This window comes from Nocardia altamirensis NBRC 108246 (assembly GCF_001612685.1).
In the GTDB taxonomy this organism is placed as follows: Bacteria; Actinomycetota; Actinomycetes; order Mycobacteriales; family Mycobacteriaceae; genus Nocardia; species Nocardia altamirensis.
Genome location: NZ_BDAY01000024.1, coordinates 53,545 through 71,418 on the forward strand (window position 1 = coordinate 53,545; position 17,874 = coordinate 71,418).

Genomic DNA, 17,874 nt, shown 5'->3' on the forward strand with positions numbered 1-17,874 from the left:
GCGCACGAGTGGCACATGGCTGCGGCAAACGCCGAGAGCGCCCCTCCGTGGTGTGCCACTCGTCGACCACTACTTGTGCGGGGTGAGGTCGAAGGTGGTCGAGCCGGTGTCGCCGGAGGGGATGATGGGCAGGATCACCGAGGAGGGGTGTTCCGCGTCTTTGTAGATGGTTTGGGTCGCGGGTTGGGTTCGGGCGTTGTCGCCGAAGGGTTCTCCGGTGTTGGGGTTCGGCGCGTACTGCGGGTAGTCGCTGCTGGAGACGGCGAGGCGGACGCGATCGCCTGCCTTGAACAGGTAGCTGGTCGGCCAGATCTTGATGGTGAACTTGTAGGGCTGACCAGGCACGAGATGTGTTGGGTTGGTGAGCGAATCACGGAAGGCGGCCCGGATGATGCCGTTGTTGAGGTTGATCGCCGAACCGTCCTGGCCGAGCACTTCCAGTCGCGCGACGAAGTCGGTGTCCACGGCGGACGACGATGCCCAGAGCTGCACCGTGATCGGGCCGGTGAGTTCGGTGTCGGTGGTGAAAGGTGCGGTGTCGTAGGTCAGTACGTCCGACCTTTGTTCCACCGCGGCCTGATCGAACGGCCCCTGCGGTGTCGAGCCGACGCCGCAGCAGGAGTGGCCGCCCGCGCTCGGCGCCGGATCCTCGGGGTCGTAGAGGTAGCGGTCGACATCGGCCGGTCCGGTCGGCGCCTGCTCGACGAGCTTGCCGGTGCGGCCGGTCCCGCCATTGGTCCCGTTTCCGTTGAAATAGTATGTCTTCCACTGGGTTTGCGGCAGCGGCCAACTCGGTGCGGTCTTCCACCGGTTGGCGCCCATCACGTAGTAGTCGACGCGCGGCTTGCCACCCGCGACGCCGTTGTCGACGCCCTTGAGGAAGTGGTCATACCAGGCCAGCATCAGCTCGTTGATCGGGCTGTCGCCGACCGGCCCGAGTTTGTCGAGGAGCGGGGCGATCGTCGAAGTCGGTCTACCCCAGGCGAGGTGGTCCCACGGGCCGAGCACCAGCCGCTGGTTCTGCCGTGCCTCCGGTGTGCCGCCCTTGTCGACCATGCCGGTGAAGTTCTCGATGCCGCCCGCGAGGAACGCGTCGTACCAGCCCTGCATGTCGAGCACCGGTACCTTCACGTCCTGATAGCGCTCGCGGATGCTCCATCGCTTCCAGTAGTCGTTGTAGGTGGAGTTGCGGATCCAGTCGAAGTACCAGGGTGCGACCGCAGGGTTGCCTGGCTGCAGCGGCGGAAAGTCTTTGTACGGACGGAAATTCATCCACGAGGTGAAGTTCGCCATCGCCGCCTTGATCTGGTCGACCGTGGCGGTGTCGTTGCGCTGCTTGGCCGCTTCGAGCGCGATGGTGCTGACCGCCCATGGTTCGACGAAACCGAGCCGGAACGCGCCGCCCTCATAGGTCCAGCCGTCGTAGTAGTCCGAGGAGGTGTTGGCGGGCACGATGGTGGTCAGGTGCGGCGGGGTCTCGACGGCGGCGAGCCACTGGGTGGCGCCGATGTACGACGAGCCGTACATGCCCACTTTGCCGTTGGTGCCCGGCAATTGGGCCGCCCACTCGACCGAGTCGTAGCCGTCCTTCAGGTCGTTGTCGAACTCGGTGAAGGTGCCCTCCGACCGGCCGACGCCGCGAATATCCTGGATCACCACCAGGTAGCACTGGGAGGCGAACCAGTCCGGTGTCTGGTAGCGCGAGGGTTGTACCTGCGCAGCGGATTTCCCGTATTGCGTGCGCATCAGGATCACCGGCACCGGATCACTGGTCTTCGGGCGATAGACGTCGGCGCGCAGGATCGTCCCGTCCCGCATCGTCCCTGGGACGTCGGTTTCCTTGTCGACGGCACACTTACCCCGCCCGGACGTCGGTGGCCATTGGCCCGTCTCCGTCGGTGCGGCGGTCTGCGTGCTCGCGGTCTTGTCGGTGTCGGTTCCGGAGGTACATCCCCCGACCAGAATCCCGACGCACAACGCCGCGGTGAGCAAACGCCCGACACCCATGCGATATCCGGACAAGGTGATCCACCTCCCGCAGAGGCGCAACCAGGGATTCGGAGTGCACAGCTTCGAGAACGCCTCCGTCGCGCTGATCTTACCAGTGCAAGATCAGAGATCCGATGAATTTCGCAGAGTTGGTCCGCAATTCTACCGGCACGAATAGCGTTGCACTGCAACAGTTCCCGTGATTCCGACACAATAGGGGCGGCTCTGCGCCGTGCGGTGCCGAGATCCGCTACGGGACCAACTCGGCCAAGTCGACATGATCGTGGAACGGCGCGACCCGCTCGCCGAGCAGCAATCGCCGCGCCACGTGCCCCACCTGCCCCGCCGCGAACCGTGCCTCGCTGGCCAGCTGCGGATAGCCGGACAGTGACCGGCCGACTCGCTCGACAGACTGCCGCGAACGACTCGAAACGCTCCCCCAGCCGCCGAGCCATTCGGTGAGCGACCGCAAAAACTCTGCCGTCGAGGCGAACTCGGCCCGCCGCGCCGGACGCCCGTCGACCAGCCCGTGAAAGACCGGCAACGCCGGCTCGGTCCGATACGGTTCCACGCTCAGAAACCCGCGCTCGTCAGCCGCGTACACGACATCGAGCCCGCGCGCCTTGGCCCGCGTCCGCATGTCGTACTTGGTCGGCAGATCGTCGCACTCCTCGACAAGCAGATCGAGCCCTTCGAGAAACGCGTCGGCATTCTCCGCCGTCACCCCGTGATCGAAGACGGTCACGCGCAGATACGGATCGATCTCAGCGATCCGCCGCGCCACGATCCACACCTTCGGCACCCCGAGATCGGCCACACTCGCGTTGAGCCGATTGAGATTCGACAGATCCAGCTCATCGAAATCCGCCAGCACGATGTGCCCGCACAAATGTTCCTGCGCCAACGTCACCGCGGCTTCCCCGCCCACCGACAGCCCGAGCACCCCAACGCATTTCCCGCGCAGGACCTGTTGCTCAGCCCGAGTGATCTTGTCTTGATTGCGATCTGTGAGCACGTCGAAGAAGTCGTCCGCCCCCAACACGTGCACCACCCGCCGCGCCCACGGCAGGTACGCCCAACACCCATAGGTCGCCAAATCCCCAGCGCCGGCCAGCGTCTCGGCGATGAACTGCTCCTGCCCCTCCCCTGGGAGCCGAATCCGCGCCAGCTCAGCGACCTGCCCCGCCACGGTGTCCAACACCTCGACGCGGTGCTCCCGGCACATCTCGGCGAACTCGGCACCATCCGCTACCGCGACAAGCACGGCCGCCCACCCCGGCGGCGCGTCCAACGCTGCGCGAAAACCCGCCAAGTCCACCGGGTTTCGCCGCGCCACCCGACCACTCTGAAACGAGGCCATACCAGCTCCCGCCAATCGTTGACTCAGTCAATGATAACGGCGAACCTGCCGCAAGCGGGGGCGAATCTCATCCAGAGCGCCGCGCACTGGTGATGATCTCCGGACTGGCATCCGTTAACGGCGTGCGATCCCAGTTCCCGAACTGTTCCGCGACGACCAATCCCGCCTCGGACAGAAAGGCAGACAATGCCCCCGTCCCAAGGAACCGCAGCGTCGAATGACTGACCTCCGGTTCCCAGCCAGCGCTGGTGAACGTGTGCGTGAACGACACCAGATCACCGCGGACCGGCTCTGCGACCTCGCAGACGCTGCGCACCACCGCGCCAGTCTCATCCGTCACCTCCCCCGAGTACCGCCGATCCCACGTCTCCCATTCCCGCACAAGCGGATTGCGGGTCTCGAAGACGAAGCGACCGGTCGCGGTCAGCGTCGCCGCGATCGCCGCCAACGCGGCCCGCAGCTCGTCGTCCTCGACCAGAACCTGAAACGCATGTCCGGTCATGACCACGAGATCGAACTGCCCCCGCGCGGCACTGGCGTCGCCCAGTACCCACTCGATGTCGTCACGGGCCCGCGCCACCTCGAGCATCCCCGGGGCCGGATCCAGTCCGCATAGGCGGCCGACGTGGCCGGACTCCCTGGCCCGGTGCAGCAGCGCACCCGTCCCGCACCCCACGTCGAGCACCGATTCCGCGGCAAGCACCATCGGCAGGTAGAACTCGAAATCGCTACGCGCGTCCCACGGATGCAAGCGGTCGTACCACGCGGCGAGCCGGAAATCGGTGAACAGCTTGTCGACCATGATCGAAGCATGGCAGCGGCGATCGTCCGACCGCGACCGATTTTCCAGCCCGATCGTGTTGGTAGCGATAAGCATTCGCTGGATGCATCGGCCGCGTCAGCGGCGGCTCATACCTGCGCGCTGACAGATTCGGCGCCCGCGGGGCCCATGGCTGCGGAAAGTTGGTGCAGGACTTGCGGTATCGCCCAGTAGTAGACCCAGGTGCCGCGGCGTTCGCAGTCGATGAGGCCCGCTTCGCGCAGCACCTTGAGGTGGTGGGAGATGGTGGGCTGGGACTGCTCGAACTGCGGGGTCAGTTCGCACACGCAGACCTCCTCCCCCGGACGGGAGGCGATCAGCGACAGCAGCCGCAACCGGACCGGGTCGGCCAGCGCCTTGAACGCGGCGGCCAGCTCGACCGCGGCATCGTGGCTCAGCGGCGCGGTCAGCGTCGGTGCGCAGCAGGCGTTCGTGGACGCGACCACCGGCAGTTCGTGTTTCGACACTTATCTATATTGACAGATGTCGATTCAACGGCGCAAGCTGTATCGACATTCATCGATACAACCCGGTCGGGGCATCGCCGGACCGGATATTCAGCTAGGGGTGTGTCATGACAGATCAGCAGAGCGAACTCAGGGAGACCGTGCGAGCCCGGTATGCCCAGGCCGCGACCGCCGTCGCCGACGGTGGCGTCGCGAACGATTGCTGCGGCAGCGGGGCTGTCGCGATCGACGCGAACTTCGGTGCGAGCCTGTACCGCACCGCCGACCGTGACCAGCTCCCGATCGCGGCCACTGCCGCTTCGCTCGGCTGCGGCAATCCGACCGCTGTCGCAGAACTCCGTGAAGGTGAACGAGTGCTCGACCTTGGTTCAGGAGGCGGCATCGACGTGCTGCTGTCCGCGCGCCGAGTAGGGCCGACCGGCAAGGCATTCGGGGTCGACATGACCGACGAAATGCTGGCACTGGCACAGGCGAACGCCGCCAAAGCCGAAGCGACGAACGTGGAATTCCTGAAGGGCACGATCGAGTCGATCCCGTTGCCCGCCAACAGCATCGACGTTGTCATCTCGAACTGCGTGATCAACCTGTCGGTCGACAAGCCGGCCGTGTTCGCCGAGATGGCCCGCGTACTGGTCCCCGGCGGGCGCATCGGGATCTCCGACGTCGTCGCCGAGGACACCCTGTCCGCTGAGCAGCGCGGCGAGCGCGGCGACTACGTCGGGTGTATCGCGGGCGCACTGTCGTTCGCCGAATATCGGGCGGGACTGACCGCAGCCGGATTCACCGATATCGAGATCACGCCGACCCATTCGGTGGCCGACGGGATGCACTCGGCGATCGTGCAGGCCGTCAAGCCGGTCGAGCAGCGCAGCGCCGAGGACACCGCGACTCCGCGTAGCGGACCGGCTTGCTGCGCGTAGGACCGGACTCGGATCACCCGGCGCCGAATCGCCCTCGTCACCGGGCCTCACTCGACGCCGGGCCCCACTCATCGCCACGTCCCACTCGGTCGCTTCTCCAGTTCGGTCGAGTTCACAAGCGCAACAAGGACGACCAGGTTGTCGACCAGGGGTTGACGGGTCGGTCGCAACGCCAGATGGTGACGTCTCGGGTGACGCCGGGGAAGCCGAGGGTGGCGTCGGCTCGGCCGATGGGGGTCATCGAACCGAAGAGCGGTCGGACGTCGGACTCCTTGCCGCCTACCCACAGCACAGTGGTTGCGGAGTCGGGCGGGGCGCCGAAGTAACCGAAGCCGCGGTTCGGGCTGTAAACGGCGGGCAGGCCGTACTTTTCGCGGAACATGTCGAGTGCGCCTGCCTGCCAATAGGAGTCGGCGACGATGACGACGCCGGCCCGCTCGGATTCCGGAATCGCCCGGTAGGCGGTCGCGGTGGATTCGGCGAGCTCAGGCCAGCCGAACTTGCCGTAGACGTCGAGGGCCAAGCCGACCTCGTTCTCGTCCTTGGCGGGAGCGATGTCGGATTCGGGGCGCCACGGCAGCGAGAACAGCACGATCGCCACCGAAAGCACGATCACCGGGATCGTGAGATAGGTGCGCCAGCGCACCGACGCGTCGGTCCAGCGTACGGCGCCCGCCGCCATGATCGCGGCGTAGCAGCCCGCCGCGTAGTACGGCCTGCCGTCGGTGACGAGGAAGGCCACGGCGAGCAACAACGGAAGCGGAGCGAGAAACCGGTAGGGGCGCAAAGGTTCCCAGCGGAACAGCGTCACGATTCCGTAGATCAGCAGTGCGCCGCCGAGCAGCCCGGCGAGGATGATGGCCAGGGGCAGCCAGGTGTAGCGACCGCCGATGAGCGCCTGCTCCTCCGCGACCACCGCGCCGAGCCGCAGCTGCGGCCAGTCGTGGCTCGCCTGCCAGATCAGGCTCGGCAGGGTCACCAGGAAGACCAGCGCGGCACCGGCCCACAATGCGGGGCGGCGCAACAACTCTCGCGGCCCGAAGCACAGCACGCCGATCGCGACCGCGATCCAGAAGAACGGGATCAGCCATTTGACCTGCATGTCCACCGCCGTAGCCAGCGCAGCGCCGAGTAGCAGCAGATCGTTGCGGGTCCGCACCCAGCGGATGAGCAACCAGCTGATCAGCACCCACAGCGCGGTGTCGATCGTGTTGGTGGCCAACAGAACTCCCTGCACCAGCAGGAACGGGGACGTCGCGTAGGCGATGGCGGTGAGCACCTGCGCGCGGCGCGACCCGCCGAACTCCCTGGCGATCTGCGCGCTGATCACCACCGCGGCCACCGTGACCAGCACCGCCGGAATCCGCAGAGCGACCATGGATCCCGGGGCAAGCAGATCCATCAGCCGGGCGATCGCAGGCAGCACCGGCCCCTGATCGGCATAGCTGACGGCGAGCCTGCGTCCCGCGGCGACGAAATACATTTCATCGCCGAAGAATCCGTAGCGCCCCACCGAGGCCAACAGCGCGATCGCCGAAAGAACCGCGACGACGCCTACTCCGACGACCGCGAACGGCGGTCGCTCCGAGATATCCTCTTGCGGTACTTGCGTTTTCATCAGATCAGTCATCGTTCCCCACCTTGCGTGTCGCCACGTCGATCACTCGGCGCACGTGCGCCGAGTAGCCATCCATATCGAAATCCCGTTCCCGGGTCGCCCGCCCGGCAGCGCCGTCGATCACGTCGCGAATGGTCTTCGCCATCGACACCGGATCGAACTCGTCGCCGAATTCGCCGGAATCCTGTCCCGCGCACATGATCTCGATCAGCGGCGCCATGATCTCCTGCTCGCCCTCCGCGGTGGCGAACCGATGCTTACCGTCCGCGCCCCGCAGATTCAGCACCACATCGGTGAGCGCGGCGATGTGCTTCGTGTTCGCCGCGATGAAGTCCAGGTTCGATCCGATGTAGGCCAGCAACATGTCTCGCGCTCCGTCAGCGGCCGCCACCGCAGGCCCGATCTGCTCGGCCCCCATCACATACAGCTGGATCACCACCTGCTCCATCAGGTCGTCCTTGCCCGCAAAGTGATACGAGATCACCCCCTTCGAGATCCCGGCCCGCTCGGCAATCCGCGCCAACGACGCACTCCCATACCCGACCTCGGAGATCACCTCCACCGCAGCCCCGATGATCTGCCGCCGCCGCGCCTGCTCGATAAACGACCCCCGCTGACCATCCAGACCATTTCCTGACCGCACGGCCAAATATTAACACACCCAGCCAACCAAGCCCGGTTCGCCCAGTCCCAGGTGCGTGAACAGCAAAAAGGCCGCGCTCCCAACGGAAGCGCGGCCGCTAATCGGCTGATACCTGCTCACCCACGTACTCGACGAATCCCACCCGCGAAATCATCGAGCACGCCCAGAATCTCGTCGGCCTGCCACACCCGGTTGCGCGATCGCTTCGACGCGTCGCGCAGGACGCCACTATCCACCAGGCGATCGATGGCCCGCTGCGCTGCTACACCACTGATGTCGAACTTCCCGGTCACGAAGGCCGTGTTGACGACCGGCTGCGCGACCAGTGCATCGATGATCCGCCAGACCACAGAATCGCTACGCGCACTGGTTTTTTCGCGATACGACTCGCGCACGGCACGCAGTTGCGCAACTAGCTTCGACCCACTGTCGATGGCGTAGAACGTCGCGTCGACGAACTGCCGGACGATCGCCTCCACATCTCCCGCCCGGTACCTGGTCAATGCGTCGAAGTAGCGGTTCGTGCGCACCAGGAGGCCCGCCGAGATCGGAACCGTCACGTGCTGGGTCAGTCCCTTTCCGCTCAACATCGCGTGGACGAGCGCGCGTCCGGTGCGGCCGTTCCCATCGGTGAACGGGTGGATGGTCTCGAATTGGGCGTGCGCGATCGCGATGTGTGCAAGTGCCGGAATGTCATCTCTGCGCACGAATCCGATCAGGTCATCGATCGCGGCCGGAACCCGAGCATGGTGCGGCGGAACGAACTCGGCGAGGTGCGGTCCGATGTCGCGACCCCCGATCCACACCTGTTCCTCCCGCCACCGACCCGCGTGCTCCGGATCCGATTCAGCGAGCAACTCGCGATGCATGGCCAGCAGCGTCTGCCCATCGACGGCACGGCTCAGGTCGACTGCGGCTTCCATGGACCGCACATTTCCAGTGACGATCACGGCGTTGCGGTTCGCATGTTCGCCGAGTTCCGCAAGTGCCAACTGCTTGGCGCCAACAGTGAGATTCTCGATCTGGGACGACGCCGCACTCTCCGTGCGCAGCAATATGGCACTCATTGGCCCTAGCTCGCAGCCCAGTTCACTCGACACGTGAGCGTCGAAACGGGCAAGCCCACGCCCGGCTTCCTCGACCTCGGTCAACAGGTCCACCGGCAGCGGGACCGAGATCTCGGCGATCGACGGCAACACCGCGGCCCGGTAGGGCCCGGAATGCTTGCGCAACTGCGTCCGCGACGAGTAAGCCTCGCGGACGGACCACGGGCGCTCCTCGTACTCGACGGCCGGCCACCGGGAACTCACCTGATCGTTGCCCATCCCCGGAGGCTAACAAACCTTAGGGCCTTAAAGTTGAGTAAGGGGCGGGCTTACTTAACCTTATTTCGGTCGGCGCCCTCGGTGTGGATAGCGAAAGGCCGCGCTCTCGAAGAAAGCGCGGCCCTTTTCGGGTGAACTTACAGGTACTGACCCGTGTTCGACTCGGTGTCGATCGCCCGGCTTGCGCTGGCGTTCTTGCCGGTGACCAGGGTGCGGATGTAGACGATCCGTTCGCCCTTCTTGCCCGAGATGCGAGCCCAGTCATCGGGATTCGTGGTGTTGGGCAGGTCCTCGTTCTCGGAGAACTCGTCAACGATCGAATCGTAGAGATGCTGGATGCGCAGGCCGGGGTTGCCGGTGTCGAGGACGGCCTTGATGGCGTACTTCTTGGAGCGGTCCACGATGTTCTGGATCATGGCGCCGGAGTTGAAGTCCTTGAAGTACAGGACTTCCTTGTCACCGTTGGCATAGGTGACCTCCAGGAAGCGGTTGTCCTCGCTCTCGGCGTACATCCGGTCGACGACCCGTTCGATCATCGCGCGGATGCAGGCCGCCTTGTCGCCACCGAACTCGGCGACGTCGTCGGCATGCAGCGGCAGGGTGTCGACCAGGTACTTCGAGAAGATGTCCTGTGCCGATTCCGCGTCGGGCCGCTCGATCTTGATCTTCACGTCCAGGCGGCCCGGCCGCAGGATCGCGGGGTCGATCATGTCCTCGCGGTTGGACGCACCGATCACGATGACGTTCTCGAGTCCCTCGACACCGTCGATCTCCGAAAGCAGCTGCGGCACGACCGTGGTCTCCACGTCGGAGGACACGCCCGAACCACGGGTGCGGAAGATGGAATCCATCTCGTCGAAGAACACGATCACCGGGGTGCCCTCGGACGCCTTCTCCCGAGCCCGCTGGAAGATGATCCGAATGTGGCGCTCGGTCTCACCGACGAACTTGTTGAGCAGCTCGGGGCCTTTGATGTTCAGGAAGAACGACTTGGCTTCCTTGGCATCCTCACCACGCGCTTCGGCGATCTTCTTGGCCAGCGAGTTCGCCACCGCCTTGGCGATGAGCGTCTTACCGCAGCCGGGCGGGCCGTACAGCAGCACACCCTTGGGTGGGCGCAGCGCGTACTCGCGGAACAGATCCTTGTGCAGGAACGGCAGTTCCACCGCGTCCCTGATCTGCTCGATCTGCCTGCCGAGGCCACCGATATCGGTGTAGTCGACGTCCGGAACCTCTTCCAGCACAAGGTCTTCGACCTCGGCCTTGGGGATCCGCTCGAACGCGAAACCGGCCTTGGTGTCCACCAGCAGCGAATCGCCGGGACGCAGCTTGCGAATCGGGGAGTCGGGGTCCTCCATGTCGTCGTATTCGGCGACCTTGGCCAGCGGGCCTGCCAACCAGACGACGCGTTCCTCGTCGGCGTGACCGACGACCAACGCCCGGCGACCGTCGTCGAGGATCTCGCGCAGCGTGCCGATCTCACCGACGGCGTCGTAGACGCCTGCCTCGACCACCGTGAGCGCCTCGTTGAGGCGGACGGTCTGGCCGTATTCGAGGGTCGAGGTCTCGATGTTCGGCGAACACGTCAACCGCATCTTGCGACCCGATGTGAACACGTCGACCGTCTGATCGTCGTAGACACCGATCAGAATCCCGTATCCGCTCGGTGGCTGACCGAGCCGATCGACTTCCTCGCGCAAGGCGACCAGCTGCTGCCGCGCTTCCTTGAGTGTGTCCATCAGCTTCGTGTTGCGAATGGTCAGCGAATCGATGCGGGCTTCCAATTCCCGTGCGCGATCCGGCGAATCGGCGAGTTGCCTTCGGAGTGCAGCCGCCTCGGCGCGTACTGCCTCGAGCTCTCTCCAGGCCGCCGAATCCGAATTCTCGATGGGGCTCATGTGCTGCTCCTCCCAGTCCCGGTCTATCAACGCTACCGGGCGCGAACCGTTCTCGCTTTCCGACATGGTTTCGTCGTGATCACATCTGGGCTGCGATCGACCGCCGGGTGACCATGTTAGCCTGCCCTAACCCGCACTCGGTGAGCCAGCTCGCCGACCGAGCCGAAAGGTTGCTGACTATGCTCCTTCCCGCCAGAATTCTCCGCGTTTCCCTGGCTACCGCTGCCGCCGCCCTCACCGTTACCGTAGGCCTCGCCGGCTGTAGCTCCGATGACAACAAATCCGACGCCAAGGTCTCTTCCTCCAGCGTGACGACCTCGAGTGCCGCACCGACCACCAGCGCGAGCGCCACAGCGGGCGCGCCGACCGCCGAGGCACTGCAGTCCGTCTTGGTCAAATTGTCCGACCCCGCAGTACCCACCGCGGAGAAGACCAAGCTCATCGTCGACGGTGAAAAGCGCACCGCGAACATCGATCAGATGAACAAGGCATTGGCAGGCTACGGCACCCTGACCTACGGAGTGGCCGACATCACAACACAGGGCACATCGGCCAGCGCACAGGTGACCATCACCTCCCCGCACGGCACCTCCCCTGCCATCCCGCTCACCTGGGAGAACGTCGGCGGCACCTGGAAGCTCTCGGACCTGAGCGGCTGCGCACTGCTCGGCTTCGCGCAGGCGCCTTGCCTGCCCGCCTGATGCCAGGCTGATCCAGGCGGTGGCCGAGGGTGGTTGCGGGCACCCTCGGCCTGGCTGTCAGCCCTTCGACGGCCGCCGCTGCGGCTTGGGGGTCACCGTGCCCTCGGCCAGCCGCCGTGCGCTCACCAGGAAGGCCGTATGGCCTTGCATCCGGTGCTCGGGACGCACCGCGAGACCGACCACGTGCCACCCACGCACCATCGACTCCCAGGAGCGCGGCTCGGTCCAGCATTCCTGTTCCCGCAGCGCCTCCACGACTTTCGACAACTGCGTGACCGTCGCCACATACACGATGAGCACGCCGCCGGGGACCAGCGCCTTCGCCACCGCGGGGAGCGCATCCCACGGCGCGAGCATGTCCAGCACCGCACGGTCGACCGGCTCGCCTGCGTAGTCGGCCACATCGCCGACCGTCAGCGACCAGTTTGCCGGCCGTTCGCCATAGAACGTCTCGACATTCCGAATCGCGTGTTCGGCATGATCCTCGCGAATTTCGTACGAAACGACCTCGCCTTGCGGCCCGACGGCACGCAACAGTGAACACGTCAGCGCGCCGGACCCCGCGCCTGCCTCCAGCACCCGCGCGCCGGGGAACATGTCACCCTCGTGCACGATCTGCGCGGCATCCTTCGGGTAGATCACCGCTGCGCCGCGCGGCATCGACAGCACATAGTCGATCAGCAACGGGCGCAAGGCCAAATAGGGCGTGCCGTTGGTGGACTGCACCACGCTGCCTTCGTCGGCGCCGATCAAACTGTCGTGTTTGATCCCGCCGCGATGCGTGTGGAACTCCTTGCCCTCCTCCAAGACCACCGTGTACAGGCGCCCTTTGGCATCGGTCAGCTGTACCCGGTCACCGAGGGTGAATGGACCGGTCCGCCTGGCCGTCATGAATCTCCGTTCGCTGGTAGAGCAATGCTCGAGTGATAGGGGCGCCGCGCCTGCTCGATACCGCGGGTCGGTTGCGCATCGGCGTGTCGGTGCCGCCGGATAGCCTGCCAGGTATGTCCTCGCCCGTGTCCACGCCCCCTGCCGACGGCTCGCCGCCGCCCGATCCCGATGCGGTGGCGAGCCGGTCGAGGCCGGCGTTGTCCCCTTCGCGGGCAATGGATTTCAAGCAGTGCCCACTCAAGTACCGATATCGGGCGATCGATCGGATTCCGGAGGCGCCGACCCGGATCGCGGTGCGCGGCACGGTGGTGCACGCGGTGCTGGAAGACCTGTACGGACTGCCTGCGGCCGAGCGGCAGCCGGAGCGGGCACAGACTCTGGTGCTGCCCGCCTGGGCCAGGGTGTCGGGCGAGCGCCCCGAGGTGACCGAGCTGATCACCGACGCGGAGCTCGACGGCTTCCTCGGCGAGGTGCGCACGCTGGTCGAGGCGTATTACCGGCTGGAGGATCCGACGCGCTTCGAACCGGAGTCGCGCGAGGCGCGGGTGGAGGTCGAGCTGGACGGCGGAGTTCTGTTGCGCGGCTTCGTCGATCGGATCGATGTGGCGCCCACCGGGCAGTTGCGCGTTGTCGACTACAAGACCGGCCGCGCTCCCGGACCCACCCAGGAGACCAGGGCGCTGTTCCAGCTCAAGTTCTATGCGCTCGTCGTGCTGCGCACCCGCGGCATCGTCCCTGCCCAGCTGCGGCTGATCTATCTGGCCGACGAGCAGATCCTCACCTACGCGCCGGACGAGGAGGAACTGCTCCGCTTCGAACGCACGTTGTCCGCGCTGTGGCAGGCCATCATGGAGGCAGGCCGCACCGGTGAATTCCAGCCGAGCCGAAGCTGGCTCTGCGCGTACTGCGACTACCAGCACCTGTGCCCGGAATTCGGCGGCACGCCACCGCCGTATCCCGGCTGGCCGGACGGCGGCATCGGGGAATCGCCGGACGAGACGCTGGCCGACGCGGTCGCCGAGTAGGCAAGCCCGATTGTTGAGACGCTGGCCCGACGCAGGCGCGGAGTAGGTCGAGCCCGATCGTCGGGCACTGCCACCGATTCGAGCGACGGCACGGATGCCGACAGTCGGCGACCCGCTCAGCGTCCGATCATCGCCGTCAAGAAGTCCAATGACGTGCCATGGGTGCCGATGAGGGCGACCACCACGATCAGCACCACGACCCCGAGTACGTCACCCGCCACCAGCAGCACGTTCCTGAAGCGGGGCCATAGGTCTGCTCGTTCGGCCTTCGTCTGCATCGACGTCCTCCCGTACGTCAGTGTCGAGGCCAACAGCTCGGCCTCGACGTTCTCGTTGTGTACTTCGCCCGACACACCGCACAGTGTTGCGGATCCATCGTGAAGTTTTCATGAAGACGCGCTGAATTGGCGGCTTCCGACGGTGGGCATATCACACAAACCCCAGGTCAGGACGTGCGCACGGAATCGTCGCCGATTCCGTGCGCACCCCGTCAGACGGTGAAGTTGCGGAACAGCAGGACCGAAAGGCCAAGCCCGACAACCAGGTTCACCACCACGGCCGAGCCGAACACCACGATCGGCCGCCACCCGGCCTCCCGCAGCCCGCGCAACGAGAATTCCAGCCCGATCGAGACGAACGCGAGGATCAGGAACCAGGTACGCAGGTCGTTGACGATCGCGATGTGCGCGGCGCCGGACTTCTTGTCGGCCGACTGCAGATACAGCGTGCCGATCACCGAGGCCGCGATGAAGCCGAGGACGAACTTCGGGAACCGCTCCCAGAGCTGTCGCAGCGACGGCAGCGCCGCACCCTTGCTGCGTTCCACCTTCACGGTGAAGTACGCGGTGAGCGCGATCGCGACGATGCCGATCAACGCGTTCTGCGTGGTCTTCACGATGGTCGCAATCTGCAGTGCCTTCTCCCCCGCGATCGCACCGGACGCCGCGACCGCCGCCGTGGTGTCGATGTTGCCGCCGATCCAGGCGCCCGCGACCGCGTCGGACAGCCCGAAAGCCTCGGCGAGCCAAGGCAAGACGAAGATCGACGGCAGCGCGAAGATGATCACCAGCGAGGCCGCGTAGGCGATCTGCTCGCGCCGCGCCTGCACCGCGCCTGCCGCCGCGATGGCCGCGCTGACGCCGCAGATGGACACCGCAGACGACAGCAGTGCCCGCAGTTTGTCGTCGAGCCCGAGCCGCCCGCCGAGCCACCAGGTGAAGCCGAACACCGCGGTGATCAGCAGCAGCGCCTGCAGGATCGACGGACCTGCCGCGGTCACCAGGATCTTCAGGTTGATCGATGCGCCGAGCAGCACCACGCCGGTCTTGATGAAGAACTCGGTGCGGAATCCGGCCGAGAGCCGGTCGCGCAGCGACAGTTTGGCGAGGACGACGTTGCCGATCAAGCCGATCGCGATGGCGTACACCGGGAATTCGATCGACTTGGCCACCCGCTGGAACGGGGTGCCCTTCGCCCATTGCGGCACATGGGTATCGAAGTAGCGGGTCAACGCGCCGAGCACGAGGACCACCGCGATACCGGCCACGATCGCGCCCACCGTCGGACGCGAGACCGCTTGCAGCGCCGCCGTTTCCGAGGTGACTGCGGTTTCAGGCGTAATGATTCCGCTGGCTGCATCGGTGCCCGGTTCAGCCTTCGCCGCGGTGACCACCCCGCCGTCCGCGTCGGATTCCGTTGGCGCGGTGCCGTTCCGATCTTCGGTGTCCGGCATCACGGCACCAGCCAATCCGGGATCGCGCCGACCAGAACCAAGGCGATCAGCGCGAGCCCGACGATCGCCGCCAGCCAGTCCTCGTTCCAGGCGAATATGCTCCCCGACCGTTCGTCGGGCGATGTCTGTGACACGGGCGTGCTCCTTGCGTTCCTCATCCAGAGGCCGCACGGTAGCAACGCCCGGTCACCAGCACACCGGTTGTATTCAGCGTGAATTATTCACGCATACACGACAAACCAGACGGCGATCATCGGTCACGACCAACGCCTTTCGTAGGTCATGACGAACGCCCTTCGTCGATTACCCGGACGGCTCGGCGTGCCACCCCCTTCGGCCGTTGGCACGCCGAGCCTCGCCCGGTGGCTACCAGCGCGGGTTTCCACCCACCGGGATGTTCACCCAGCTCGGCGCGTTGGGATCGAGCTGCAGGTGCTGGGGTGCGAGCTGCCCGTCGGCCAGGCTGATGCCCATCGGCATGCCACGCGGGAAGTTGCTCGCGTAGATGTCGACCCGCAACCGATGCCCCGGCTGCAGTACCGCGTCGGTGGCGAGCATGCTGATGTCCAACGTGGTCGGCTCCCCGGGCACGGTCGGCAGCCGATCCGCAAGGGACAGCGTCAGATACGGATCGGTGTAGTCGCCGTTGGCCGAACGCGTCGCCCGCGACTCGTCGACCGTGCGGAACGACGACACCAGCTGCCCGGAACTGATCGCCGTCGAACGACCGTCGGGCGCAACGTCGTTCACCGACACGTTCCAGTACCCGTCCCTGGTCTCGTGCACCGTGTTCAGGTGCATCGCGATCGGACCCGAGATCAGCGTCGGTTCGGTCACCGGAGTACTCGTGAAGGTGAGTGCGCTGATCTCGGCGACCCGGCTGTCACTCCCACAGAGTTCGAGCATGGCCACCGCACCCGCGGTGATCTGGGCCGCGTCACGGGAACACAGCGTGGCGAGGCCGGGGGCGACGGTGAGCCGCTGGGTGTCCCCCGGCACCTGCGAGGTCAGGCTGCCATCGTGCGCGACCGGGACCGGCGCGGTGGTCCCGCTCGGCGCCGCGGACAGATACATCCTCCGGTACTCGGCCTCCCGGCGCGGGAACTGATCGGTGCTGGTCCAGCCGCCGCCCTGCTGCCAAAGCGTGTACGGGTCGTACTCGTCGATGCCGTTGTCGATGCCCTTGAGCCACTTGTCGAACCAGGCGCGCTGCAGCACATCCAGCCGCGGCGGCTTGCCCGGCTCGCCGTTGCGGCCGAGCGGCGTGGCATGGTAGCCGTTGCCCATGATCAGCTTCTTCTGCTCGGGCGGCAGCGGAATCTTGTTGAACGCCTTGACTTCCGAATTGGCGAACAGGTCGTACCAGCTGCCGACCATGAGCGTCGGCGTCTTGATGTTGTCGACGCCACCCGACCACGCCTGGAACCGCGCCTTGGCCGGGTCGAGCATGTCTTTGGTGACCGGCGGAATCAGCTCGGGCTTCAAGCTGAACAGATAGCCGAACAGCACGTCCGCCATGACCAGCGGGCTGTCCACCCGGTCCTGCAACCACTTCCAGTCGAACTTGCCGGAAAAGATCGAGACCAGGTCGGGAACGAACTTTGCGGCGTTGACCGCGACGAGCCACGGCGCGAGGAAGCCGAGACCGAAGGCACCACCGGTGTCGATGATGTCGCGGGCCAAGTCGTTGCCAGGATCGACCGGCACGATCGCCGCCAACTTCGACGAACCCTGCTGCGCCGCATGCAACTGGTTGATCCCGGAGTACGAGACACCGGTCATGCCGACCTTGCCGGTCGACCACGGCTGGCTGCCAGCCCACTCGGTGATCTCGCGGGCATCCTGCTGCTCCTGCGGGCCGAACACATCCCAAGTGCCTTGGGAGAAGCCGGTTCCCCTGGCGTCGACCACCACCATGGTGTAGCCGCTCTGAATGAGTTTGCGATCGACGCCTGCGAAGATGCGGCCCATCCCGGCGGGAACGGTCTGCAGCGCATCAGACAGTGTGCCGAATCCGAACGCCGTCAGGTCGATCATCCGCGCCAGCTGGGTGAGCACGTCGTACAGCACCGGCATGGCGATCGCGGAGTCGACCAAGTTCTGCATCAGCTTGGTGTACGGGGTGATGTTGACGATGGTCGGCAGCTGTTCGGTGATCGGGCCGTTGCCGTCGGCCGGGCGATAGACGTTGCCTTTCAGCACGGTGCCATCGCTCATCGTGATGGGCACATCCCAATCAATGTGTACCGCAGGATATTTCGGTGCCGACTCGTAGTCGGCCAGCCACTGCGCGCCGCGGGCGCCGCCATCGGGCGCCGCGGGTGCGACCGGCGCTGTCACCAGTCCCGCGACAACCACGACATGTAACACCAGTTGCACGCAGCGCAGCCAGCGGCGTAATCCGTTCCTCGCCACAGAATCCCCTCCACCTGGATGTAGTGAGCGCAGTCACGACTGTCCCAGAACGTGACGGCGAACGATCGGC

General features: G+C 65.7%; 16 protein-coding genes. 3 read left to right on the forward strand and 13 right to left on the reverse strand.

The genetic code is table 11. The annotated features are described in order from the left end of the window. Window positions 1-69: 69 nt before the first annotated feature. From NA11_RS15625 to NA11_RS15640, 4 genes are all read right to left on the reverse strand, one after another. Complete coding sequence (locus NA11_RS15625) at window positions 70-2,007, reverse strand: CocE/NonD family hydrolase (RefSeq protein WP_084654647.1); 1,938 nt, start codon at window positions 2,005-2,007, stop codon at window positions 70-72. Between the two features lie 232 nt (window positions 2,008-2,239). Further along, the gene (locus NA11_RS15630; protein WP_069162612.1) at window positions 2,240-3,349 is read right to left on the reverse strand and encodes a ThiF family adenylyltransferase; all 1,110 of its coding nucleotides are present in this window, start codon (window positions 3,347-3,349) and stop codon (window positions 2,240-2,242) included. Window positions 3,350-3,416: 67 nt separating this feature from the next. Then, window positions 3,417-4,151 carry a class I SAM-dependent methyltransferase gene (locus NA11_RS15635; RefSeq protein WP_069162645.1) on the reverse strand — a complete coding sequence of 245 codons (735 nt, stop codon included), beginning with the start codon at window positions 4,149-4,151 and terminating at the stop codon, window positions 3,417-3,419. Between the two features lie 107 nt (window positions 4,152-4,258). Beyond that, complete coding sequence (locus NA11_RS15640; RefSeq protein WP_069162613.1) at window positions 4,259-4,636, reverse strand: metalloregulator ArsR/SmtB family transcription factor; 378 nt, start codon at window positions 4,634-4,636, stop codon at window positions 4,259-4,261. Between the two features lie 107 nt (window positions 4,637-4,743). On the opposite strand from NA11_RS15640, the gene arsM reads away from it, so the two are divergent. Continuing rightward, on the forward strand, window positions 4,744-5,556 hold the full coding sequence (gene arsM / locus NA11_RS15645) for an arsenite methyltransferase (RefSeq protein ID WP_069162614.1): 813 nt from the start codon (window positions 4,744-4,746) through the stop codon (window positions 5,554-5,556). Window positions 5,557-5,668: 112 nt separating this feature from the next. Here the strand turns inward: arsM and NA11_RS15650 are convergent, their stop codons facing one another. From NA11_RS15650 to arc, 4 genes are all read right to left on the reverse strand, one after another. Further along, window positions 5,669-7,186, reverse strand: coding sequence for a glycosyltransferase family 39 protein (locus NA11_RS15650; protein WP_218023309.1), 1,518 nt, complete (start codon window positions 7,184-7,186; stop codon window positions 5,669-5,671). Then, a complete protein-coding gene (locus NA11_RS15655) occupies window positions 7,179-7,817 on the reverse strand; it encodes a TetR/AcrR family transcriptional regulator (RefSeq protein WP_069162615.1) in 639 nt (212 codons plus the stop codon). Before NA11_RS15655 ends, NA11_RS15650 begins: the two co-directional genes overlap by 8 nt. A gap of 116 nt (window positions 7,818-7,933) precedes the next feature. Further along, window positions 7,934-9,142, reverse strand: a complete 1,209-nt coding sequence (locus tag NA11_RS15660; protein WP_069162616.1) for a Fic family protein — start codon at window positions 9,140-9,142, stop codon at window positions 7,934-7,936. Between the two features lie 137 nt (window positions 9,143-9,279). Beyond that, window positions 9,280-11,040 (reverse strand): proteasome ATPase, encoded by a 1,761-nt coding sequence (gene arc, locus NA11_RS15665; RefSeq protein ID WP_069162647.1) that lies wholly within the window; start codon window positions 11,038-11,040, stop codon window positions 9,280-9,282. 179 nt (window positions 11,041-11,219) lie between these two features. Here arc and NA11_RS15670 point away from each other — a divergent pair, with 179 nt between their 5' ends. Beyond that, window positions 11,220-11,741, forward strand: a complete 522-nt coding sequence (locus tag NA11_RS15670; protein WP_069162617.1) for a WKL family lipoprotein — start codon at window positions 11,220-11,222, stop codon at window positions 11,739-11,741. Between the two features lie 57 nt (window positions 11,742-11,798). Here the strand turns inward: NA11_RS15670 and NA11_RS15675 are convergent, their stop codons facing one another. Further along, window positions 11,799-12,632: a tRNA (adenine-N1)-methyltransferase gene (locus NA11_RS15675; protein WP_069162618.1), complete on the reverse strand. Its 834-nt coding sequence runs from the start codon at window positions 12,630-12,632 to the stop codon at window positions 11,799-11,801. Between the two features lie 113 nt (window positions 12,633-12,745). Here NA11_RS15675 and NA11_RS15680 point away from each other — a divergent pair, with 113 nt between their 5' ends. Then, complete coding sequence (locus NA11_RS15680) at window positions 12,746-13,657, forward strand: RecB family exonuclease (protein WP_084654650.1); 912 nt, start codon at window positions 12,746-12,748, stop codon at window positions 13,655-13,657. 116 nt (window positions 13,658-13,773) lie between these two features. Here NA11_RS15680 and NA11_RS15685 read toward each other — a convergent pair whose 3' ends face one another. The 4 genes from NA11_RS15685 to NA11_RS15695 all read right to left on the reverse strand — a co-directional run bounded on the left by NA11_RS15685 (window position 13,774) and on the right by NA11_RS15695 (window position 17,804). Further along, window positions 13,774-14,010: a hypothetical protein gene (locus NA11_RS15685; protein ID WP_069162620.1), complete on the reverse strand. Its 237-nt coding sequence runs from the start codon at window positions 14,008-14,010 to the stop codon at window positions 13,774-13,776. A gap of 137 nt (window positions 14,011-14,147) precedes the next feature. Further along, window positions 14,148-15,389 carry a YeiH family protein gene (locus tag NA11_RS15690; RefSeq protein WP_245745897.1) on the reverse strand — a complete coding sequence of 414 codons (1,242 nt, stop codon included), beginning with the start codon at window positions 15,387-15,389 and terminating at the stop codon, window positions 14,148-14,150. Beyond that, complete coding sequence (locus tag NA11_RS47050) at window positions 15,389-15,523, reverse strand: hypothetical protein (protein ID WP_281196907.1); 135 nt, start codon at window positions 15,521-15,523, stop codon at window positions 15,389-15,391. Before NA11_RS47050 ends, NA11_RS15690 begins: the two co-directional genes overlap by 1 nt. A 232-nt stretch (window positions 15,524-15,755) precedes the next feature. Continuing rightward, window positions 15,756-17,804, reverse strand: a complete 2,049-nt coding sequence (locus tag NA11_RS15695) for a CocE/NonD family hydrolase (RefSeq protein WP_084654648.1) — start codon at window positions 17,802-17,804, stop codon at window positions 15,756-15,758. Window positions 17,805-17,874 lie beyond the last annotated feature (70 nt).

Coding starts and splice junctions, on each gene's coding strand:
- NA11_RS15680 (WP_084654650.1), top strand. CDS start 12,746: ATGTCCTCGCCCGTGTCCACGCCCCCTGCCGACGGCTCGCCGCCGCCC.
- NA11_RS15650 (WP_218023309.1), bottom strand. CDS start 7,186: ATGACTGATCTGATGAAAACGCAAGTACCGCAAGAGGATATCTCGGAG.
- arc (WP_069162647.1), bottom strand. CDS start 11,040: ATGAGCCCCATCGAGAATTCGGATTCGGCGGCCTGGAGAGAGCTCGAG.
- NA11_RS15625 (WP_084654647.1), bottom strand. CDS start 2,007: ATGGGTGTCGGGCGTTTGCTCACCGCGGCGTTGTGCGTCGGGATTCTG.
- NA11_RS15670 (WP_069162617.1), top strand. CDS start 11,220: ATGCTCCTTCCCGCCAGAATTCTCCGCGTTTCCCTGGCTACCGCTGCC.
- arsM (WP_069162614.1), top strand. CDS start 4,744: ATGACAGATCAGCAGAGCGAACTCAGGGAGACCGTGCGAGCCCGGTAT.
- NA11_RS15675 (WP_069162618.1), bottom strand. CDS start 12,632: ATGACGGCCAGGCGGACCGGTCCATTCACCCTCGGTGACCGGGTACAG.
- NA11_RS15660 (WP_069162616.1), bottom strand. CDS start 9,142: ATGGGCAACGATCAGGTGAGTTCCCGGTGGCCGGCCGTCGAGTACGAG.
- NA11_RS15630 (WP_069162612.1), bottom strand. CDS start 3,349: ATGGCCTCGTTTCAGAGTGGTCGGGTGGCGCGGCGAAACCCGGTGGAC.
- NA11_RS15635 (WP_069162645.1), bottom strand. CDS start 4,151: ATGGTCGACAAGCTGTTCACCGATTTCCGGCTCGCCGCGTGGTACGAC.
- NA11_RS15690 (WP_245745897.1), bottom strand. CDS start 15,389: ATGCCGGACACCGAAGATCGGAACGGCACCGCGCCAACGGAATCCGAC.